This window comes from Nocardia jiangxiensis NBRC 101359, assembly GCF_000308615.1.
GTDB classification, from domain to species: domain Bacteria; phylum Actinomycetota; class Actinomycetes; order Mycobacteriales; family Mycobacteriaceae; genus Nocardia; species Nocardia jiangxiensis.
Map to the genome: position 1 here is coordinate 31,946 of NZ_BAGB01000161.1, position 18,084 is coordinate 50,029.

13 protein-coding genes are annotated in these 18,084 nt (G+C 66.0%); 4 read left to right on the forward strand and 9 right to left on the reverse strand.

Annotation, left to right across the window (positions count from 1 at the left end; all coding sequences use genetic code 11):
• Positions 1-67 precede the first annotated feature (67 nt).
• A complete protein-coding gene (locus tag ON40_RS38255) occupies positions 68-1,324 on the forward strand; it encodes an acyl-CoA dehydrogenase family protein (protein ID WP_040830294.1) in 1,257 nt (418 codons plus the stop codon).
• Positions 1,321-2,508: a helix-turn-helix transcriptional regulator gene (locus tag ON40_RS48795; protein ID WP_051194213.1), complete on the forward strand. Its 1,188-nt coding sequence runs from the start codon at positions 1,321-1,323 to the stop codon at positions 2,506-2,508. Before ON40_RS38255 ends, ON40_RS48795 begins: the two co-directional genes overlap by 4 nt.
• Here the strand turns inward: ON40_RS48795 and ON40_RS38265 are convergent.
• The 9 genes from ON40_RS38265 to ON40_RS38305 form a co-directional block, all read right to left on the reverse strand.
• Positions 2,487-3,179 carry an ABC transporter ATP-binding protein gene (locus ON40_RS38265; protein WP_040830295.1) on the reverse strand — a complete coding sequence of 231 codons (693 nt, stop codon included), beginning with the start codon at positions 3,177-3,179 and terminating at the stop codon, positions 2,487-2,489. The genes ON40_RS48795 and ON40_RS38265 overlap by 22 nt on opposite strands.
• Positions 3,176-3,877 (reverse strand): ABC transporter ATP-binding protein, encoded by a 702-nt coding sequence (locus ON40_RS38270; protein WP_040830296.1) that lies wholly within the window; start codon positions 3,875-3,877, stop codon positions 3,176-3,178. The genes ON40_RS38265 and ON40_RS38270 overlap by 4 nt, the downstream gene beginning before the upstream one ends.
• Positions 3,874-4,929 (reverse strand): branched-chain amino acid ABC transporter permease, encoded by a 1,056-nt coding sequence (locus ON40_RS38275; RefSeq protein WP_040830297.1) that lies wholly within the window; start codon positions 4,927-4,929, stop codon positions 3,874-3,876. Before ON40_RS38275 ends, ON40_RS38270 begins: the two co-directional genes overlap by 4 nt.
• Positions 4,926-5,783 (reverse strand): branched-chain amino acid ABC transporter permease, encoded by an 858-nt coding sequence (locus ON40_RS38280; protein ID WP_040830298.1) that lies wholly within the window; start codon positions 5,781-5,783, stop codon positions 4,926-4,928. Before ON40_RS38280 ends, ON40_RS38275 begins: the two co-directional genes overlap by 4 nt.
• A 37-nt stretch (positions 5,784-5,820) precedes the next feature.
• The gene (locus ON40_RS38285; RefSeq protein ID WP_040830299.1) at positions 5,821-7,038 is read right to left on the reverse strand and encodes an ABC transporter substrate-binding protein; all 1,218 of its coding nucleotides are present in this window, start codon (positions 7,036-7,038) and stop codon (positions 5,821-5,823) included.
• Positions 7,039-7,194: 156 nt separating this feature from the next.
• Positions 7,195-8,877 carry an AMP-binding protein gene (locus tag ON40_RS38290; RefSeq protein WP_040830301.1) on the reverse strand — a complete coding sequence of 561 codons (1,683 nt, stop codon included), beginning with the start codon at positions 8,875-8,877 and terminating at the stop codon, positions 7,195-7,197.
• A 187-nt stretch (positions 8,878-9,064) separates the two neighbouring features.
• Positions 9,065-12,610, reverse strand: a complete 3,546-nt coding sequence (gene car / locus ON40_RS38295; protein WP_040830302.1) for a carboxylic acid reductase — start codon at positions 12,608-12,610, stop codon at positions 9,065-9,067.
• 265 nt (positions 12,611-12,875) lie between these two features.
• A complete protein-coding gene (locus ON40_RS38300; RefSeq protein ID WP_040830303.1) occupies positions 12,876-13,760 on the reverse strand; it encodes an alpha/beta fold hydrolase in 885 nt (294 codons plus the stop codon).
• Between the two features lie 39 nt (positions 13,761-13,799).
• Positions 13,800-14,456 carry a TetR/AcrR family transcriptional regulator gene (locus tag ON40_RS38305; protein ID WP_051194214.1) on the reverse strand — a complete coding sequence of 219 codons (657 nt, stop codon included), beginning with the start codon at positions 14,454-14,456 and terminating at the stop codon, positions 13,800-13,802.
• 229 nt (positions 14,457-14,685) lie between these two features.
• Here ON40_RS38305 and ON40_RS48800 point away from each other — a divergent pair, with 229 nt between their 5' ends.
• Together ON40_RS48800 and qhpG are read left to right on the forward strand one after the other, a co-directional pair.
• Positions 14,686-15,453: a class I SAM-dependent methyltransferase gene (locus ON40_RS48800; protein ID WP_245568178.1), complete on the forward strand. Its 768-nt coding sequence runs from the start codon at positions 14,686-14,688 to the stop codon at positions 15,451-15,453.
• Positions 15,454-16,558: 1,105 nt separating this feature from the next.
• Positions 16,559-18,055, forward strand: coding sequence for a flavin-dependent monooxygenase QhpG (qhpG, locus tag ON40_RS38315; RefSeq protein ID WP_040830305.1), 1,497 nt, complete (start codon positions 16,559-16,561; stop codon positions 18,053-18,055).
• Positions 18,056-18,084 lie beyond the last annotated feature (29 nt).

The window sequence follows — 18,084 nt, forward strand, 5'->3', positions numbered from 1 at the left end:
ATGGGCCCGGACCGGTCTGCGGCCCTACCTTCCGGTCGACAGCAACGACCCGAGAGGAAATCCGCTCATGGATTGGTCCATCCCCGATGACGTCCAGCGCTTCGTCGTCGATCTCGACGCGTTCATCGACCGGGGCATCACTCCGCTCGAGACCGAGTACCCGCAGTACTTCGACCATCGCCGGGAATACGCGCGCACCGATTGGGAGCGCGACGGCTTCCCCAAGCAGCAGTGGCGCGAGTTGCTGCTGGAGATCCGTCGGCGCGCGGACGCGGCGGGCTTCTTCCGTTTCCCGCTGCCCAAGGCGCTCGGTGGCCAGGACGGCTCCAACCTGGCGATGGCGGTCATCCGCGAACATCTGCTGACCCGCGGTTCAGGCGCGCACTTCCCGCACGCCGACGAGGCGTCGGTGATCGCCAATCTCCCGCTGGCGCTGGTCCTGCACGAGTACGGCACCGACGAGCAGCGCGAGCAGTATCTCGAACCGCTCATCCGCGGCGATATCGAAATCGCCTTCGGGCTCACCGAACCCGGCCACGGCAGCGCGGCCACCTACCTCGAGACCACCGCCCGCCGCGACGGCGACGACTGGATCATCAACGGCACCAAGCGTTTCAACAGTCTGGTCGACTGCTCCGCAGTCGACGTCGTGTTCGCCCGGACCTCGGGCACCACCGGCAAGGCGGACGGTATCACCGCCTTCCTGGTGCCCACCGACGCGCCGGGATTCTCGATTCCGTTCAACCACTGGACGTTCAACATGCCCAGTGACCATTCGGAAGTCCAGCTCGATGATGTCCGGGTGCCGGGCACCGCGGTGCTGGGCGAACTGGGTCGTGGCCTGGACTGCGCGCAGCTGTTCGTGCACGAGAACCGCATCCGCCAGGCCGCATCGTCGCTCGGCGCGGCGCAGTACTGCATCGACCGCAGTGTCGAATATGCCCAGGAGCGCGTGGTTTTCGGCAAGTCGCTGCACGAGCACCAGGGCGTGCAGTGGCAGTTGGTGGAGTTGCAGACCGACGCCGAGCTGATCCGCAACACGCTGTACAAAACCGCGGCGATGATGGACGAGCTGGGCAAGACGGCCGTCACCGACAAGGTGGCGATGGTCAACATGCGGGCCAACCAACTGGCCTGCCGGGCCGCGGACCGCGCCATCCAGATCCACGGCGGCGTCGGCTACACCCGCCACAAGCAGTTCGAGCACCTGTACCGGCACCACCGCCGCTACCGGATCACCGAGGGCACCGACGAACTCCAATTGCGCCGAATTGCGAGCACCATGTTCGACTTCGGCGCGCGGCGTGGTCGACCGTCCGCGTGAACGGGCGCGACACTCCGGTCCACGGCGGGGCGAAACATGTCGAGCTGTACTGGAAAGCGGTCTCCGCGCTGCGCTCGGCATGGGAGGCGCTCGGGGATCCCGGACTCCTGACGCCGGGCCCCGTGCCGGACCTGGAATCCATCGATGCCGAACTCGCCGCCACGCAGCATCGCCTCCGGGAATACTTCACCGGACCGGACACCGTGCCGGACGGGCAGCGCCTGCTGGCGATCGGTCGCGGACTGGCCCAGATCTCCGATATCCGATACGAGATCCGCGGCCACGTCCTCGGCGAGCGATTGCGGCGCATCGAACAGCTCGACGCCGCCATCGCCGTGCTGCACCGGGAACGGACCACCGCGGGCCTGCTCGAGCGGGTCTGCCCGGTCGTGGCCGACTACTGCGAATTCGACCGTGTACTGCTCTCGCGGGTGGATCGCTCGACCTGGCAGCCCTGGCGCTCGTACGCCCGTGTCGCCCGCGACACCGAGGAGCGGTTCCGGATGTGGCTGCGGACCGCGCCGCAGATCCGGCTCCGACATCTCATGCCCGAAGCCGATATCGCGCGCCGGGGTCGCGCGGCACTGATCAACGCCGCCGACCCGCTCGCGGGGGTCCCGCACGAGCTGATGGCCGCCGCGGGATTGACCACCTACGTCGCTGTGCCGCTCACCGCGGGCACTCGGGTGATCGGGTTTCTGCATGCCGATCGCGCCGACCGCGACGTCGTCGCCGCCGACCGCGATGTGCTCACCTCCTTCGTGGGCCGGTTCGATCGACTCTTCGAACACATCGCACTGGTGGAACGGCTCGCGGGCCAGCGCGACCGGCTCCGGGACTCGATGCGCGCCACGCAGACCCTGCTCGACGAGTACGGCGAAGCCGATATCGAGCTGGATTCCATTGTGTCCGACAGTATTTCGGCAGATGCACCGGCCTCGCGCCCCGAGCACGACGAACTTTCGTCGCTGACCGCCCGGGAGCGCGAGGTGCTGGCACTGCTGGCCACCGGCGCCACCAACGCCCGCATCGCCGACACCTTGGTGATCACCGGGGAGACGGTGAAGTTCCATGTGAAGGGCATTCTGCGCAAGCTGCGGGTGGAGAACCGCGCCGAGGCCGCCACTCTGTACCTGCGGCTGACCATCGGCGCGCCGCGCGGTCAGAGTGCGATCAGCTCCTGAACCTCACGCTTGTCCAGGTCCGCCACGGCGCCGCCGCCCACCAACTCGCCCTTGCGCAGGGCGATGAAACGCTCGGCCGTCTTCTTGATCATGCCGATATGTTGTTCCACCAGCAGCAGGGCCGTGCCTGCGGCGCGGATTCTGCGCAACGCCTCGGTCAGCTCGTCGATGACCACCGGGGCGAGGCCCTCGGTCGGCTCGTCGAGCATCAGTAGCCGCGGTTCGGCCAGCAGCGCCCTGGCGATGGCCAGCATCTGCTGCTCGCCGCCGCTGAGGGCGGTGCCGGGCCGGTTGCGGCCGCGTTCCAGATTGGGGAACAGCTCGAAGACCTTCTCCACCGTCCACTGCCCCGTGCGGCGCGAGGCCCGGCCGAGGCGGATGTTCTCCTCCACGGTCAGGTTGCCGAAGATCCGTTTTCCCTGCGGCACCAGGCTGACCCCGCGCGCGGCCGGGTCGTAGGCGCGACGGCCGATCGGCCTGCCGTCGATGCAGATCTGTCCGGTCACCGTGGGCACACCGAAGATCGACAGCAGCGCAGTGGTTTTCCCCGCTCCGTTGCGCCCGACCAGGCCGACCGTCTCACCCTCCTCGATCGCGAAGGACACCTCCCGCAGCACCACCGCACCCTGATAGGACGCTCCGACACCGTTGAATTCCAGTAGCGTGCTCATGCCGCGCTCCCCAGGTAGGCGCGGACCACGGCCGGGTCCGCGCGGACGTCGGCGGGCGCGCCCGAGGCGAGCACCTGCCCGAGATTCAGCACCGTGATCCGGTCGCAGGTGCGGAAGACACCGTCGACGTCGTGCTCCACCAGCAGTGCGGCGACCCCGCGCTGCTGACACAGCTCCCGCAGGTGTGCCAGCATCCGCACCGATTCGTCGGCCACCAGGCCCGCGCACGGCTCGTCCAGCAGCACCACCTTCGGATCACCGATCAGCGCCAGCGCCAGATCCACCGAACGCTGAGTGCCGTAAGCGATTTCGCCGCAGACCGTATCCAGCACCAGGCCGAGGCCCAGCGCCTCGATCACCCCGTCCAGATCCGATTCGCCCTGCCGCCGGGCAACCATCTCGAGTTGCGCGCGCACGGTCATCGACGGGAACACGCTGGTGCGCTGGAACGACCGGGCGACACCGCGATGCCGCCGCCAGCCGGGCGACCGCGCAGTGATGTCGGCACCCTGGAACCACACCTGCCCGCCCGAGACCTTGGTGCGCCCGGACAGCGCGTCGATGAAGGTCGACTTGCCCGCACCGTTGGGCCCGATGACACCGTGCACGACACCGGGTTCCAGCTCGATGTCCACCTCGGTCAGCGCCTCGACCGCACCGTAGCGGACGCTCACGCCGCGTCCTTCGAACAACGTCATTTCTCGTTCTCCTTCCGGCGCGAGCGCATTCGCCCCCACAGCCGCTGTGCACTGCCGACGATGCCGCCGGGCAGGAACATCAGCACCAGGATCAGCGCGATGCCGATGTAGAGGTGCAGATTGCCGGAGCTGTTGAACGTCGCCTGCGCCCAGACGTAGAGGAATCCACCGAGCACGGGCCCGCCGAGCGTGCTCGCACCGCCCACGATCGTCGCGGTCAGCGAATCGCCCGCTTCGAGGAAACCGAGCACTTCCGGCGAGACGTAGGCGGCGTTGATCGCGAACAGCACCCCGGCCAGTGCCGCGACGAAACCCGATGCCACGAAGGCGATCAGCCGCGGCCGGTAGGTGTCGAATCCGGAGAAACGCATCCGTTCCTCGTTCTCCCGGATTCCTTCGAGCAGCGTCCCGAAGGAGGTGCGGCCCACCACCCACATGCCGAAAACGACCAGTACCAACACGATCCACGCCACCGGCCAGAACAAGCCCGCGTTCATCACGTCGGAACGGCTCAGGCCCAGGAAACTCGTCCCGGGCGGGAACGGCGCCTGCAGGCCGTCGAACGCACCGGTGTAGGGGATGGCGAAACGTTGGATGCACAGCGCGTACAGAGCCTGCCCGAAGGCCAGGGTCAGCATCAGGAAACCCATACCGGTGGCTCGAACCACCAACGCCCCCATCACTATTGCGAGCACGGTACCCACCAGCAGCCCGAATCCGGCGGCGGCGAGCGGGGTGAACTGCCACCGGGTGATCGCGATAGCGTAACCGTAGGCGGCACCGCCGAAGAAGGCGACGTGCCCCAGGCTGATCAAGCCGAGATGCCGGGCCAGGAACCCGATCGACAGTGCGAGCATCGACAGGATCAGCCCGTCGAACAGCAGGGTGATGTAGTAGCGGTCGAGCACGATATACGGCACGGCCAGCCCGGCGGCGAGCACGACCACGGCGACGAGGGCGCCGCGCGGTATCCGGTTGCGGACCAGCACTCCGCCGATTCTGTTGCCGCGCAGCGTCTTCGGCTCTTTCTTGGCCACGATGGTGGCGTTCATGCGCGGACTCGCTTTCCGGCCAGCCCGGCCGGCCGCCACAGCAGCACGACCGCCAGCGCGATATAGGGAACCAGAACCGACAGGCTCGGATTCCAGACCGAGCCGAGGGTCTGGACGATGCCCAGTCCCATCCCGGCGACCATCGCGCCGCCGATACTGCCGGCCCCGCCGACGACCACGACGATGAGCACCGTGATCAGGATATTGACGCCCATTTCCGGGTAGACCGAGAAGTACGGCGCCGCAAGGGCTCCGGACAGTCCGGCCAGTGCGCATCCGAGGCACACCACGATGAGGCTGACCCGGTCGACATTGATGCCGAGGATGCCCGCGGTCTGCACGTCCTGGCTCGCGGCGCGGATGTGCAGACCGGTGCGACTCGACCGGATCCACAGCACCAAACCGACGGCCAGCACCAGTGCGACCACGATGATGAACAACCGATAGCTCGGATACTCGAACCCGGCGATCGAGGTCGTGCCCGACAGCAGCGCCGGCGCCTGCACCGACAACGTGCGCTCACCCCAGATCAATACGATCACCCGTTCCAGCACCATGGCCAGGCCGAAGGTGACCAATCCGGTCTCGATGTGCGACCTGTTCTGCAGCCGCCGGAAGAAGGCCAGCTCCAGCACCACACCCAGGACGGCCAGCACGACCGGCGCGAGAATCAGTGCCGCCCAGAAGTTCACGTGCTGGGCCGCACTGTAAGCGACATAGGCGCCTGCCATGTAGAGCGAGCCGTGCGAGAAGTTGGTGACCCCGCGCAGCCCGAAGATCATGGCGAGGCCCGAACTCAGGATCATCAGTAGCGCGCCGAGCGCGATCCCGTTCAACACCTGCGCGAGACTCATGACGGCCTCCGCTCCGGTGTTCGGCGGTGGCGGGCGCTCACAGCTTGCACTCCGGGCTCACCGGCGGAGTGATCGCGGCGCCGGGCGCCTCGGCGACCTTCTCGAAAGCCAGGTGACCTCCGCTGTCGACGACCTTGCCGACATAGGACGGGCGGATCAGCTGATGGTCACCGCCGCGCACCGTGACCGGCCCGACGATGCTGTCGAAGGACAGATCCTGCAACGCTTTTCGGACCGCGGCCGGATCATCGGTGCCCGCCTTCCGGATTCCCTCGAACAGCATCTGCGCGGCCAGGTAACTGTCGGCTTCGACGTAGTACGGCTTGGCTCCGGCGTGCTTGTCCGCCCATTCCCGGACGAACGCGGTGTTCTTCGGATCGGTCGAGTTCACGTCGTACCCGAGGTTGTTGTAGAACCCGGCGATCTTGTCGCCCAGCGCGGGAAACAGCGGTTCGGAGACCATGTTGAAGCCCAGGACCGTCTTGAACCGCTCGTTGAGCTTGAACTGCTCGGCCTGGTTCACGAAAGCGATTCCGTCGGCGCCGTATTCGACCGCGAACAGGGCGTCGGCATTGCTGGCGACCAGTTTGGAGATGTAGGTGCCGAACTCGGTGGTGTTCAGCGGCGCGAACTGCTCGAGCACGACCTGTTTGCCGGCCTTGCGCGCGGCCTCGCGGAAGATGTCCGCCGAGGTGTGACCGGTGGAGTAGTCCACGGCCTGCACGGCCCAGCGGTCGCCGGGCAGCTGCGCCAGGGTGGCGGCCAGCGCGTTCATATCCATCGTCGTCGACTGCACCGCGCGAAAAGCGTTGGCATTGCAGTCTTTTCCGGTCAGCGAGTCGTCCTTGCCGAGGCTGTTGAACGACAGCACGTTCAGGCCCTTCAGCTGCGCGTTCAGCGCGCCGTTCTCGGTGGAGGTCATCACTCCCCCGATGAATTTCGCGCCGTCCTGGGTGACCGCGGAGCGCGCGGCGCGCAGGGTGGTCGCGGCGGTGGCATCGGTATCGGCGCGGATCATCTGCACCTTCTTGCCGTTGATCCCGCCCGCCGCGTTCACCTCGTCGACGGCGAATTTCCACGCCTCGGCGGCATCGGAGCCGAATTGCGCCAGCGCCCCGCTCGACGGCGGAATCACCGCGACCTTGATCGCGTCCGAACCGCCGGCGCCACCACTGCCCGGAGTGCCGCACGCCGCCACCGAACCACAGATGACCAGCGCCGTCAGTGCGGGAAGAAGCTTGCTCTGCACAGCCATCCTCTCCTTTCGAGGACCTGCCGCACCGCCGCCCGCCTCAGTAGCCGGGAAGCACAGCGAGTGCGCCAGATCACACAAGAATGGCCTAATCATTGGTCCTATACCACTGCCCGGAGGGGTGGATTCCCCACCCCTTTCGGGGAGTGGTTCGGGACCTCAGCCCGCCTTCGGCTGAGCCTTCTCGCGCGCGATCTGCTCGGCGATTCGCGCGCGCAGCACGTGCTTCTGGACCTTGCCGGTGGCGGTGGTGGGCAGGGCGTCCACGATCTCCAGACGCTCGGGGACCTTCTGGATGGCCAGTCCTTCGCCGAGTAGATAGGACTTGATGTCGGACAGCGTGATTCGCTCATGTCCGGGCGCGGGGACCAGATAGCAGCAGACCGTCTCGCCCAGGCGCACGTCGGGCATGCCGACCGCGGCGACGTCGCGGACCGCGGGATGTGCGGTGAGCAGGTCTTCGACCTGGCGGACACTGATATTGAGGCCACCGCGGATGACGATGTCCTTGGTGCGGCCGGTCACTCGCACGAATCCGTCGGCGTCCATATGCCCGAGATCGCCCGAGCGCGAGTAGCCGTCGCGGGTGAACAGCGCGGCCGTCTCGACGGGGTTGTCCAGGTAGGCGAGCATGTGCATGGCGCCGCGGTAGGCGATGTCACCCTCTTCGCCGCGCGGCACCTCCTGGCCCGCCTCGTCGACGATGCGCACGGACTGCATCGGCAGTACGCGTCCGTCGGAGGTGACCGACCGCCGGGGGTCGTCGTGGATGGTACACATGGTGGTGGTGACGTTCTCGGTGCGACCGTACAGGCTCAGCACCCGCAACTGCGGGAACAACCGGCCCGCCTGCTCCACGAAGCTCCCCGGAATCGGCGACCCGGACGAGCCCCACAGCCGCAGGCTGCCGATGTCGTGCACCGCAGGGTCGTAGACGTCCATCACCATCTGCAGGAACGTCGTCGCGGTGACTGCCGCCGTGCAACCGTGTTCCTCGATTTCCGCGATCCCCCGGACCGGGTCCCACACCTCCATGACGTGTGAGGCCGCGCCGTGGATCAACGGCAGGATGATGCTGGTGACCAGCCCGGTGGTATGAGTGATCGGCGACGGCCCGAACTGGACGTCCGCCGAGGAATAGCCGAAACCCTTTGCCAGCAAACGCGATCCGCACGCGAGGGTGTTGAACGTGTGGATGCATCCCTTGGGCCGGGAGGTCGTCCCGCTGCTGTAGACCACGGCGAACGGCTCGTCCGGGCCGACGGCGGGGCCCAGTTCGGCCGCGGCCGCGGCCGGGTCGATATCGACGAACAACGACTCGAACGTGGTCGTCGGCTCGGCAATCGGAGTTTGCCCGGCACGGACGATGGCGACGCCGTCCAGGGAATCCACCGAATCGAGCAGCTCCCGGTACATCGCGGCGTAGTCGAACTTCCGGAACACCGTGGGCGCGAATGCTATTCGCACACCCGCGTTGCGCAGGATGTAGCCGACCTCGTCGGCGCGGTAGATGGGCATGATCGGCACCAGGACCGCCCCGATCCGCGAGAGCGCGACCGCGATGACGGCGAACTCCGCCCAGTTCGGTATCTGCACCGAAACCCGTTCGCCCACACCGATTCCGCGCCGCCGCAACCCGACCGCCAGCTGCAGGGCGCGGTCGCGCAGTTGCGCGAAGGTGAGCCCGTCGGAGGTGTCGTCGCTGAGGAAGACCCGGTCGGGCTGCTGCGCGGCCTGTCGCTCCAGATAGTCGAAGAAGGTGTCCCGGGCCCATTGCCCGGTGGCGTAGAACTCGCCGATCTGCTCCGTCGTGTACCTGTCGGAAACCGTTGCGAATGCCATGACGTGGCTCCCTCTACTGACCTGGGGTAACGCGCCCAGGCTCGAGAAATTACGGCCTCAACAATAGAATGGTATGACCACAATCACAATGTTTCGGCCAGTCCGGCCACGTCGGGCACGCACGACCTGGCCGTCGGGCGCAGTCGACTGCGCCGGCGAGACGGCCGAAGTGGTCGACAGGGAGGACTCAGCCCACCCCGGCTCCCGAGGCGGACTCGAGCAGACCCAACTGCTGTAGATCGGTCACGTACTTGTCGATCAACGGTTCGGTCAGGTGCGGCACATCCTTGGTGCCGCCGATCGCGGAATGCACTGCGGTGCTGAACTTTTCCGCGGACATGGGAGTTTCCGGCATCGGCGGCGCGGGGCGGGCGTAGGCGCTCAGCAGCGGTAGGACCGAATTCTTGCGCTGATCTTCGGGCAGTTCCTTCAGCGCCGCCTCGAACCTGGTCAGCCATTCGTCGTAATTGTCGATCCGGTCGATCTCGTTGCCCGCCGCGATGAGCCAATCGACGAACGTGTCCAGGGAAATACCGTCGTTGTAGGTGTTGAGCACGTTGTACGTGCGGTATTCGTCGGTGACGTACCCGCCCAGGGTGGTGATCGCATCAGCGGTGAAATCTGCTGGTAGCCCGTCGTAATGCGCGCGCTGCGGGTTGCCGACCGAGTCGAGCTGATAGAAGGACCGCGGCGCGATCCGGGTCGCCACCAGACTCAGCACCAGGCGGGTGAACATATCGGTCACGTTGACCTGACCGGCATAGCGGCTGTGCGCCAAGATCATGTCCGATCGGAACACCGCCACCGGCAGCCCGCACAGATCGCGCGCCTCGCGCAACAGCACCTCACCGGCCCATTTGCTGGTCGCGTAGCCGCTCGCGTACGAGGTGTCCAGCGAACGGGACGGACTCGCCGCGCGCACATCCACGTCTTCGCCGATGAAACCGCCGTCGGGCAGTGCGGTCACCGCGACCGTGGAAATGTAGTCGATCGGCTTGAGCCGCTCGGTGATTGCCAACTTGATGATCTCGGCCGTGCCCACCACGTTCGGGCCGAACAGCTGGCTGTACGGCAGTACGTGATTGACCATCGCGGCCGCGTGCACGATCAGGTCCACCGACTCGGCCAGGCGATTCCAGGTGGGGGTGTCGAGGCCGAGATCGGCCGCACCCACGTCACCGACGAGCACCTCGAGATGCTTGTCAGCCAGAGCGCGGAAGCGAGTGGACAACTCGGCGTCACCGCTGTCGATCGCGGCCTCGATACGCTGGCGCGCCGCGATCGGGTCGGCGCCGCGAGCCAGGCAGATCAGCGTCCCGCCGATCGGCGCCAGCCGTTCGAGCCATTCCAGGCACAAGAATCGGCCCAGATATCCATTCGCGCCGGTCAGCAGGACGGTGGTAACGGTATCGGTCGGCTCCGGGAGCGTGCGCGCGGACTTCAAGGTATCCGCATCGATGAATTTGTCCAGCGTCAGATCGGCTGCGTACGCGACGTCGGCGCCACGACCGTGCACCGAGGCGAACGTCGGCCGGGTCGAGGCCGACGTGCGCTCGCCATCGATGTAATCGGCGATGGTGGCCAGTGTCGCCGTGGGACCGACGATCGTCTGCACCGGCACGTCGATGTGATAGATCTGCTCGAGCAGCGAGCCGAAGGAGAAGGCCGAGAGCGAATCGCCGCCGAGCTCGACGAATTCGGCGTCGTCCGGCATCCCTGCCTCGGTGGCCTGCGAGCCGAGCGTCACGATGGCCGCGCGCCGGACGGTCTCGATCGTCGGGAGTTCCCGGGCGGCGGCGCGCAGCTGATCGATCCGATCCTCCTGTCCCGCAGCGATATCGGCGTACATCGCGGACAACTGTTCGCCGTAGCGCGCCTTCAGCGCCGGGCGCAACAGCTTGCCGATCCCCGATAGCAAGCCGTTCTCGCGGCTGAACGGCTCGGACTCCAACAGGTACGCGCGCGGGACCTCATAGCCGTTCAGGTGATTCTCGGCCGCGATCTGCTGCACCGATTCGGCGATCAGCGCACGCGCGTCGCCGTCGCCGATCGCGTCGCGGTTGGGCACGACCACCGCCAGCAGGAACGACTGTTCGCTGCTGCCGTAGACGAATATCTGCCGGATGTACGGGCTCGCGGCGTAGTCGGCTTCGAGCTTGGACACCGCGACGAACTCACCCTGCGACAGTTTGATCACGTTGTTGCTGCGGTCGAGATAGACCAGGTGATCGGGCGCGATCTCGGCCATGATGTCGCCGGTCTTGTAGAAGCCGTCCTCGTCGAAAATCTTCGCCGTCAACTCGGGATGCTTGTAATAGCCGGGAATCAGGCTGGTCGATTTCATATACAACTCGCCGCGCGGATGCGGCTCGTCGGCGGTGAAGTATCCGAGATCGGGAACGTCGACGAGTTTGTAATCGGTCACCGGCGGACGCAGAATCTCCCCGTTGCGCATGATTCCGCCGCCGTTCTCGGTCGACCCGTAGCCGTCGCTGACCGGACAATCCAGAAACGACTCCATGAACTCGTGCATCTGCTTGGACAACGGTGCGCTGCCACACATCGCCGACACCACGCGCCCACCGAGAAAGTCTTGCCGCAGTGCGGATTTCACCGCGTCGTCGAGGACGTCGGGGCTGCGCCCGTCGGCCGGGGACTCGTCCAGCTCCCTGCGGTAACGCCGAAAGATCATGTCGCACACTCGCGGAACGAGGTTCAACGCGGTGGGACGTACCAGTCCGATGTCCTCGAACAGGGTGGACATGTCGCTCCTGGCGGCAAAGTATCCGATACCCCCGCAGGACAGTGTGCTGATCAGCCACGCCAGCCCGTACACGTGACTCAGCGGCATGTACTGCAGGTGAATCGCCGGGATCTCGATACCGATGTCGAGCGCGGGACTGTGCGCGCGCACCCACAGTCGCGCAACCAGGTCGGTGGTGTACATCGCCCCTTTCGGCGCGCCGGTGCTGCCCGAGGTGTAGATCAGGGTGGCCAGCGGATCCTGGCCCGCCGCGGGGACGAACGCCGGGGCCTCCGGTAGTCCGCGCCCGACATCCAACTCCCGCAGCAGCGGTACGACTTCCAGTGCGCGACCCGCGTCGGCCAGGCGCGCGGTGGCCGACTCGAAACGCTCGCGCTGCACATCGTCATCGCCGAGGTAGTCGAACACCACCAGCCGCTCGACCGAAGGCGCGCCGAGCACCAGGTCGATCGCGATGTCCACCGCTTCGATGCTGACCGCGAAGATCCGCGGCTGCGTCTCGGCGACGATAGGCGCCAGCTGGGTGGCCGTCGCGCTGGTCTGCAACGGGACGAATACGGCGCCCAGGCGAATACACGCCAGGTCGATCAGCGCGTAGTCGAGGCTGGTGAAGCCCAGGACGGCAACGAAGTCACCGGCTTCGAAACCGCTGGACCGCCACGAGTTGGCCAACGCAGTGACACGGTCACGCAGTTCGCCGTAGGTGATGGTGTCGAAGCCCGGCAGCAACGTCGTGGTCCGACGCCCGGTGGCCTCGTCCAGCCGCACCTCACGCGCTCGCTGCCCCAACGCCGGTCGGTCGGCGTAACCGTTCAGGTACTCCTGCACCACTTCCCACAACCGCAGTCCAGGCTTCTGTGCGGCGTCGATGACCTCCGATCGTGGTGCTGCGGCCCGAAATTGGGGGTCGGTCGCGTACAGCTGGTCGATCCGGTGAACCAGTCGCTGTTCTCGCTTTTCTTCTGCCATGATTCCTTACCTTCCTCGGAGGGGGTCCATGGCCGTCGGTCCGAAGGCTTCGAGTCACCGCATTCGGGCTCGGTCAGGATTCGAGGGGTATTCGATTGTTTGCTGGCTCGTCACTCGCGTATTTCCTCCGCTCACATCCAGTGAAGCTCCGCCGGGCCAGCTGTTCAATAGGCAGATTCCATGACCGTATCGCCAGGTCCGGAACGAACGCCGTGACCGCTGCGAGCCCATCCAGCACCAGGACACGGCAATAACCTCGAGGTTGCTACGTTCGCTGGATCAATTCCTCGATGAAAGCGGTGACGTCGGCGGGCTTTTCCTCTGCCATGAAATGACCGGCATCGATCGGTCGATACCTGGCGGCCGGGGCCCATCGGCGCCACAGGGCGGACGCGTCGAATCCGAGCCGCGAACCCCAGTCCTGGGAGAGCACACCCACGGGCATGGCCAGCCGGGCGCCCGAGGCCCGGTCGGCTCGGTCCATCTCGAGGTCGATACCGGCCGTGGCCCGGTAATCCGCGACGATGGACGGCACAGCGCGTGCGGAACTGTCGATGTAGTGGCGCCGCACGTGGGGCGGGAAGGTGGTTCCGCTCGGGTCCCAGGCATCGAGGAACGAGCTGAAGAAGTCTTCGGCGACCGCGTCGATCATCCGCTCGGGCAAACCTTTCGGTTGTGCCATCAAGTACAGATGCCAGGCGACCGCGGCATCGACGCCGTGCAGCACATCCCAGGTGTCCATGGTCGGCAGGACGTCCAGGATCCCCAGGTGGGTGATCGTGCCCGGGTGATCCAGCGCCGCCCGGACTCCGACCAGAGCTCCCCGGTCGTGACCGACGAGGCTGAGGCGTTCATATCCGATCTCGCGGACGACGGCGACGATGTCGTGCGCCATGGTCCGCTTCGAATAGGTGTCCGCGGAGGTTTCCTCGGGTTTGTCGCTGTCTCCGTAGCCGCGCAGATCGGGCACGACGACCAGGTACCGCTCGGCGAGCGCGCGGGCGACGTGCCGCCACATGAGATGCGTCTGCGGGAAGCCGTGCAGGAGGACGACCGGATGGCCCTGCCCGCCGACGGCGACGTTCAGGCGGATACCGCCTGTTCCGGGAAGCTGTCGGTATTCGAAACCGTCGATCGTGGTGCCCGTCATGGCGCACACCTTTCGTGAGTCGGGTGGAGAAATATGCGGTCAGGAGAAGATGGCCCGCAGCGGCGGGGCGGGACGCACGCTCGCGCGTAGGGCGGGAATCAGGATGGCGTCGACCAGATGCGCCAGATATTCGGGCCCCGCGGGCAGCCCGTTCAGCCTGCGCACGAGCAGCACCGACCCGGTGATCTCCTCGTAGGGGAACGGTTGTGTGCCCGGCGGCAGTTCGCCCCGGGCGATGGCCGCGGCGATCACCGTCGCCGGGAGCTTCGCCCCGGTCGGCCCGGTCGTCTCTTCGATGTGGTGGCACAGGTCGGGGTCTTCCAGGCCCGCTTGCAGCAGCATCAGGCTCATCGGCGCGTCCGCCGAACGCATGGTGGTGTCGAGCCGTTCACATAGGGCGATCAGGTCGCCACGCAGGGAACCGGTATCCACCGCGTCGGCGGAGTTGCCCGCCGCGGGACCGGCCTTGATCGCGGCGACGACCATGTCGCGCTTGGTCTCCCAGCGCCGGTACAGCGTCGCCTTCGACGCCCGCGCACGGCGTGCGACCGCTTCGAACGTCAACGCCTCGAAACCGACCTCGCCGAGCAGTTCCAGCACGCACGCGAGAATCTCGGCCTCGCGCACTCGATCACGAGGACGTCCGGTACGCGCGCCGGTATCCGGATCCGCAGGATGACTATTACGAAACGACACGTTTCGTACCGTATCAGCCTACCGCCGCACGACCCAGCGCAGTTGCGACCACCACAGCATTTCGGTAATATATGGAAACCATATAATATCAACTCAGTAAGATCCGACAGACAGCGCCGCGAGATCATTGCGGCTCTGGCCGAGCGACATTCACCGGCTCGGCCGTTGACAGCACTGAAATAGCTCCTGCGGCGCAACGTCCGAGGTGAACGTTCGCCCATCCGAACGATTGTTCACGGTCGCCGAAGGTCGACCGCTTTGTGAGAAAGGACCGGGCCTGATGGCCGACAGCAGTGCAGTATCGAACAACGAATCAGCCGGAGTCGACTTCGACCTGATGTACCGCGGCGAGACAGTCGCCCAAGGCTTGAGCTTCGACCGGGTGCCCTGGGACATCGGGAGGCCGCAGCCACTGCTGGTGGAGTTCGAGAAGGCGGGCAGCATCACCGGTGAGGTACTCGACGCCGGCTGTGGACCGGGCGACACCGCCATCTACTTGGCCGGTCTCGGGTACCGGGTAACCGGGTTGGACATCGCGGCCGCGGCGATCGACCAGGCAAGCCGCCGTGCGGCGGAGCAAGGGGTGTCGATCGTGTTCGAGGTCGCCGACGCAACCGTCCTCGACGGATACGACGGCCAGTTCGACACAGTCGTAAGCAGCCAGCTCATTCACTGCCTGAATCCCGAGCAGCGTCGCGCGCATGTGGCCGCGCTGACCCGGGTGCTCGAACCCGGCGGCCGGTTGATCCAGTTCAGCGCCAACTTCGCCGCCGGCGTCGAAACCTTCGGGCTGTATTCCATCTCGGAGGACGAATTGCGTACCACGTTCACAGCGCCGGACTGGTCGATCGTTGGTCTGCGAGCCGGCCATATGGAGGGCATCAAGCCGCCCATGCAGTTGTTGAATCAGTTCGCACAGTACAACTTCCACCCTGAATTCACCGATGACGGGCTGATGCTGATGCCCGTCTGGGCATTGGAAGCACAGCGGCTCTGACGAAAGACAGGCGTTCCCTCCGACATGGCCGCCAAGGCATGATCCCGCACGGGCTCGACAAGCAGTTCGTGGATGCCCTGATGGCTCGATAGGCACGCGAGATCGAACAGCCGATCGCGGTGACCAGCAATGTCGAGGACATCGGTAGCAGGTCGTGCTTCGACGGGGAGCCGGCGGAGGTTCACCGTCGACGTGCGGGAAGCGTTGCGTGACTTGAATACTCGGTTGTCGCTACTCAATCGGAGGTTCGGTGGTCGGGTTGAGCTCGAGGATGTCGATTGGACGTGCCTGGATCTGATCAACCGATATGGCCCGCTGTCCCCCTCGGCGCTCGCACGTCGTGCCGGGGCGCATCCCGCGACGATGACGGGGATCTTGGTCGGCCGACCGTACCGTCTACGGAGTCGCGACCGCGTGCGGTCTGGACCGCTGCAATGTTGCCGATGCGCAGCCGGCCGTGACGAAGATGGCCGAGCCGACGATCGAGGCTACCGCTGAGTAGCGTCTGCCCCGTCGGGGCGCGGCGCGGCTTGTCAGGACTCCTGGCGAACTGCCACCACGCCCTGCTCGGCGTGATGCAAAGGCAATCACGTTCCACCGCAAGCACTCCGCTCGGACCCGCCCGACCAGCACGGATCATGGCGCGTGTGTTGCGAATCCCCAGCTGTGCCGCACGCAAACCGGACAAACGTCGTATTATTGACGGGCCGGAGAGCGGGGTGATGTATGACGAAGCAATCGTGATCGCAACCTCTTCCGATCCGTCTCTCGCCCTCTCCGCCTGGGCTGTTCACCGAAATCGGGACCACCACAACGTGATGCGGTAACGATTGTCGTGACACCGTGTTCCCGTGCCGCTGTCGCAGATACCCCATGCCCTAGCAGCTATTTTTCAGCTACTGTTGGTGCATCTGCAATTGCATCGTAAATCACTGTTTCCCTTAGGGTTTCAAGATCACCTGTTAGGCTAGTTACCCGTGCGCCGTCATATAGTTAACTAGCGGCTACGGAGGTTGCGGATTCTGTCGTTCGACATGTGACCCGGGCTCGATTCTGCCGCTATGACGCGGCGCACGATCTTGTTCGCACGTTCCAGGGAGTTGCTATGGGGAACAAGGAAAATCCACACGTTCTGGTTGTCGGCGGAGGTCCGGCGGGTTCGACCGCTGCCGCGCTGCTCGCACGGTCCGGAGTGCAGGTGACCCTCCTGGAGCGGGATACGTTCCCGCGCTACCACATCGGAGAGTCGCTGCTGGCCTCGTGCCTGTCCACCCTGCGGATATCCGGTGCCTACGACAAGGTCGCCGCGCACGGCTTCCAGATCAAGCGGGGCGGCTACTTCCAATGGCAGCACGACACCTGGCTGCTGGACTGGGACAAGCTGGTCGACGCCGAGGCGTGGTCATGGCAGGTCGAACGTGCCGAGTTCGACGACCTGCTGCTGCGCAACGCCTCCGATCAGGGCGCGCGGGTCATAGAACAAGCGAGGGTCACCAATATCGTGTTCGACGGTGAGCGCCCGACCGCGGCGGATTGGGTCAAGGCCGACGACGACACCGTCCACACGCTCGAATTCGACTTCCTCGTCGACGCCACCGGCCGAGATGGCCTGTTGGCCAAGCATTTCGGTATGCGTCGTCAGCATCCGGCGTTCCGCAACGTCGCGGTCTGGTCGTACTGGAAGGGTGCGCACCTACACCCCGATAGCCCCGAGGGCGCGATCAACGTCGCGTCCACCGAGGAGGGTGGCTGGTTCTGGAACATCCCGCTCTCCGACGGCCGCAACAGTGTCGGATACGTGGTGTCCGCGAAGCTCGCCGCGGAGAAATTACGCGGCCACGACTCGCGGCAGTCCTACTATCTGGACACGATCGCGGCCAGCAAACCGATGACCGCAATGCTCCAGGGCGCGGAGCAGGTCGCCGAGGTGAAGGCCGAGCAGGACTATTCGTATGTCGCGGACCGGTTCTGCGGTCCCGGCTACGCCCTGGTCGGTGACGCGGCCTGCTTCCTGGATCCGCTGCTGTCCACCGGAGTGCACCTGGCGACCTATTCCGGGCTGGTGTCCGCGGCCGCGATCGCGACCACGCTGCGCGGCGAGATGAGTGAGACCGACGCCCTGGCTTACTACGAGTACACCTATCGCCGCGCCTACACGCGGTTCCTGTCGCTGGTCTCGCGCATGTACGAGCACTACGTCGGGTCCGAGGAGTACTTCGCGCACGCGCACAAGCTCACCGAGGTCTACCAAGGTGACTCGCCGGAGCAGTCGTTCACGCGCATCATGGCCGGGCTGACCGATGTCGGCGAAACCGCGGGCACGCAGGAGCGGACCGGAACCGAGGTGATCGCCTCCGAGGCCGAGCGCCTGCACACCGACCCGGACACCGACGGGGTGAACATCAAATACATGGGCGGACTGGACATGTCACCGGTCTGGGACCACTGGCGCGACCCGCTGGTGGACACCGACATGGGTGAGCTCCGGATCACCACCGAGCCGGTGTTCGGCCTGACCACGCGCCCGCGCAGCGACGCTGAACGCGAGGCGGTGTCTCGCCCGGTCCTACCGCCGCGTCATGGCGCCGGTGCCGCACACTAGCGGCCGAATCACCAGGGCTCCCGGTGTGT

Coding starts and splice junctions, on each gene's coding strand:
- ON40_RS38255 (WP_040830294.1), top strand. CDS start 68: ATGGATTGGTCCATCCCCGATGACGTCCAGCGCTTCGTCGTCGATCTC.
- ON40_RS38265 (WP_040830295.1), bottom strand. CDS start 3,179: ATGAGCACGCTACTGGAATTCAACGGTGTCGGAGCGTCCTATCAGGGT.
- ON40_RS38270 (WP_040830296.1), bottom strand. CDS start 3,877: ATGACGTTGTTCGAAGGACGCGGCGTGAGCGTCCGCTACGGTGCGGTC.
- ON40_RS38275 (WP_040830297.1), bottom strand. CDS start 4,929: ATGAACGCCACCATCGTGGCCAAGAAAGAGCCGAAGACGCTGCGCGGC.
- ON40_RS38280 (WP_040830298.1), bottom strand. CDS start 5,783: ATGAGTCTCGCGCAGGTGTTGAACGGGATCGCGCTCGGCGCGCTACTG.
- ON40_RS38285 (WP_040830299.1), bottom strand. CDS start 7,038: ATGGCTGTGCAGAGCAAGCTTCTTCCCGCACTGACGGCGCTGGTCATC.
- ON40_RS38290 (WP_040830301.1), bottom strand. CDS start 8,877: ATGGCATTCGCAACGGTTTCCGACAGGTACACGACGGAGCAGATCGGC.
- car (WP_040830302.1), bottom strand. CDS start 12,610: ATGGCAGAAGAAAAGCGAGAACAGCGACTGGTTCACCGGATCGACCAG.
- ON40_RS38300 (WP_040830303.1), bottom strand. CDS start 13,760: ATGACGGGCACCACGATCGACGGTTTCGAATACCGACAGCTTCCCGGA.
- qhpG (WP_040830305.1), top strand. CDS start 16,559: ATGGGGAACAAGGAAAATCCACACGTTCTGGTTGTCGGCGGAGGTCCG.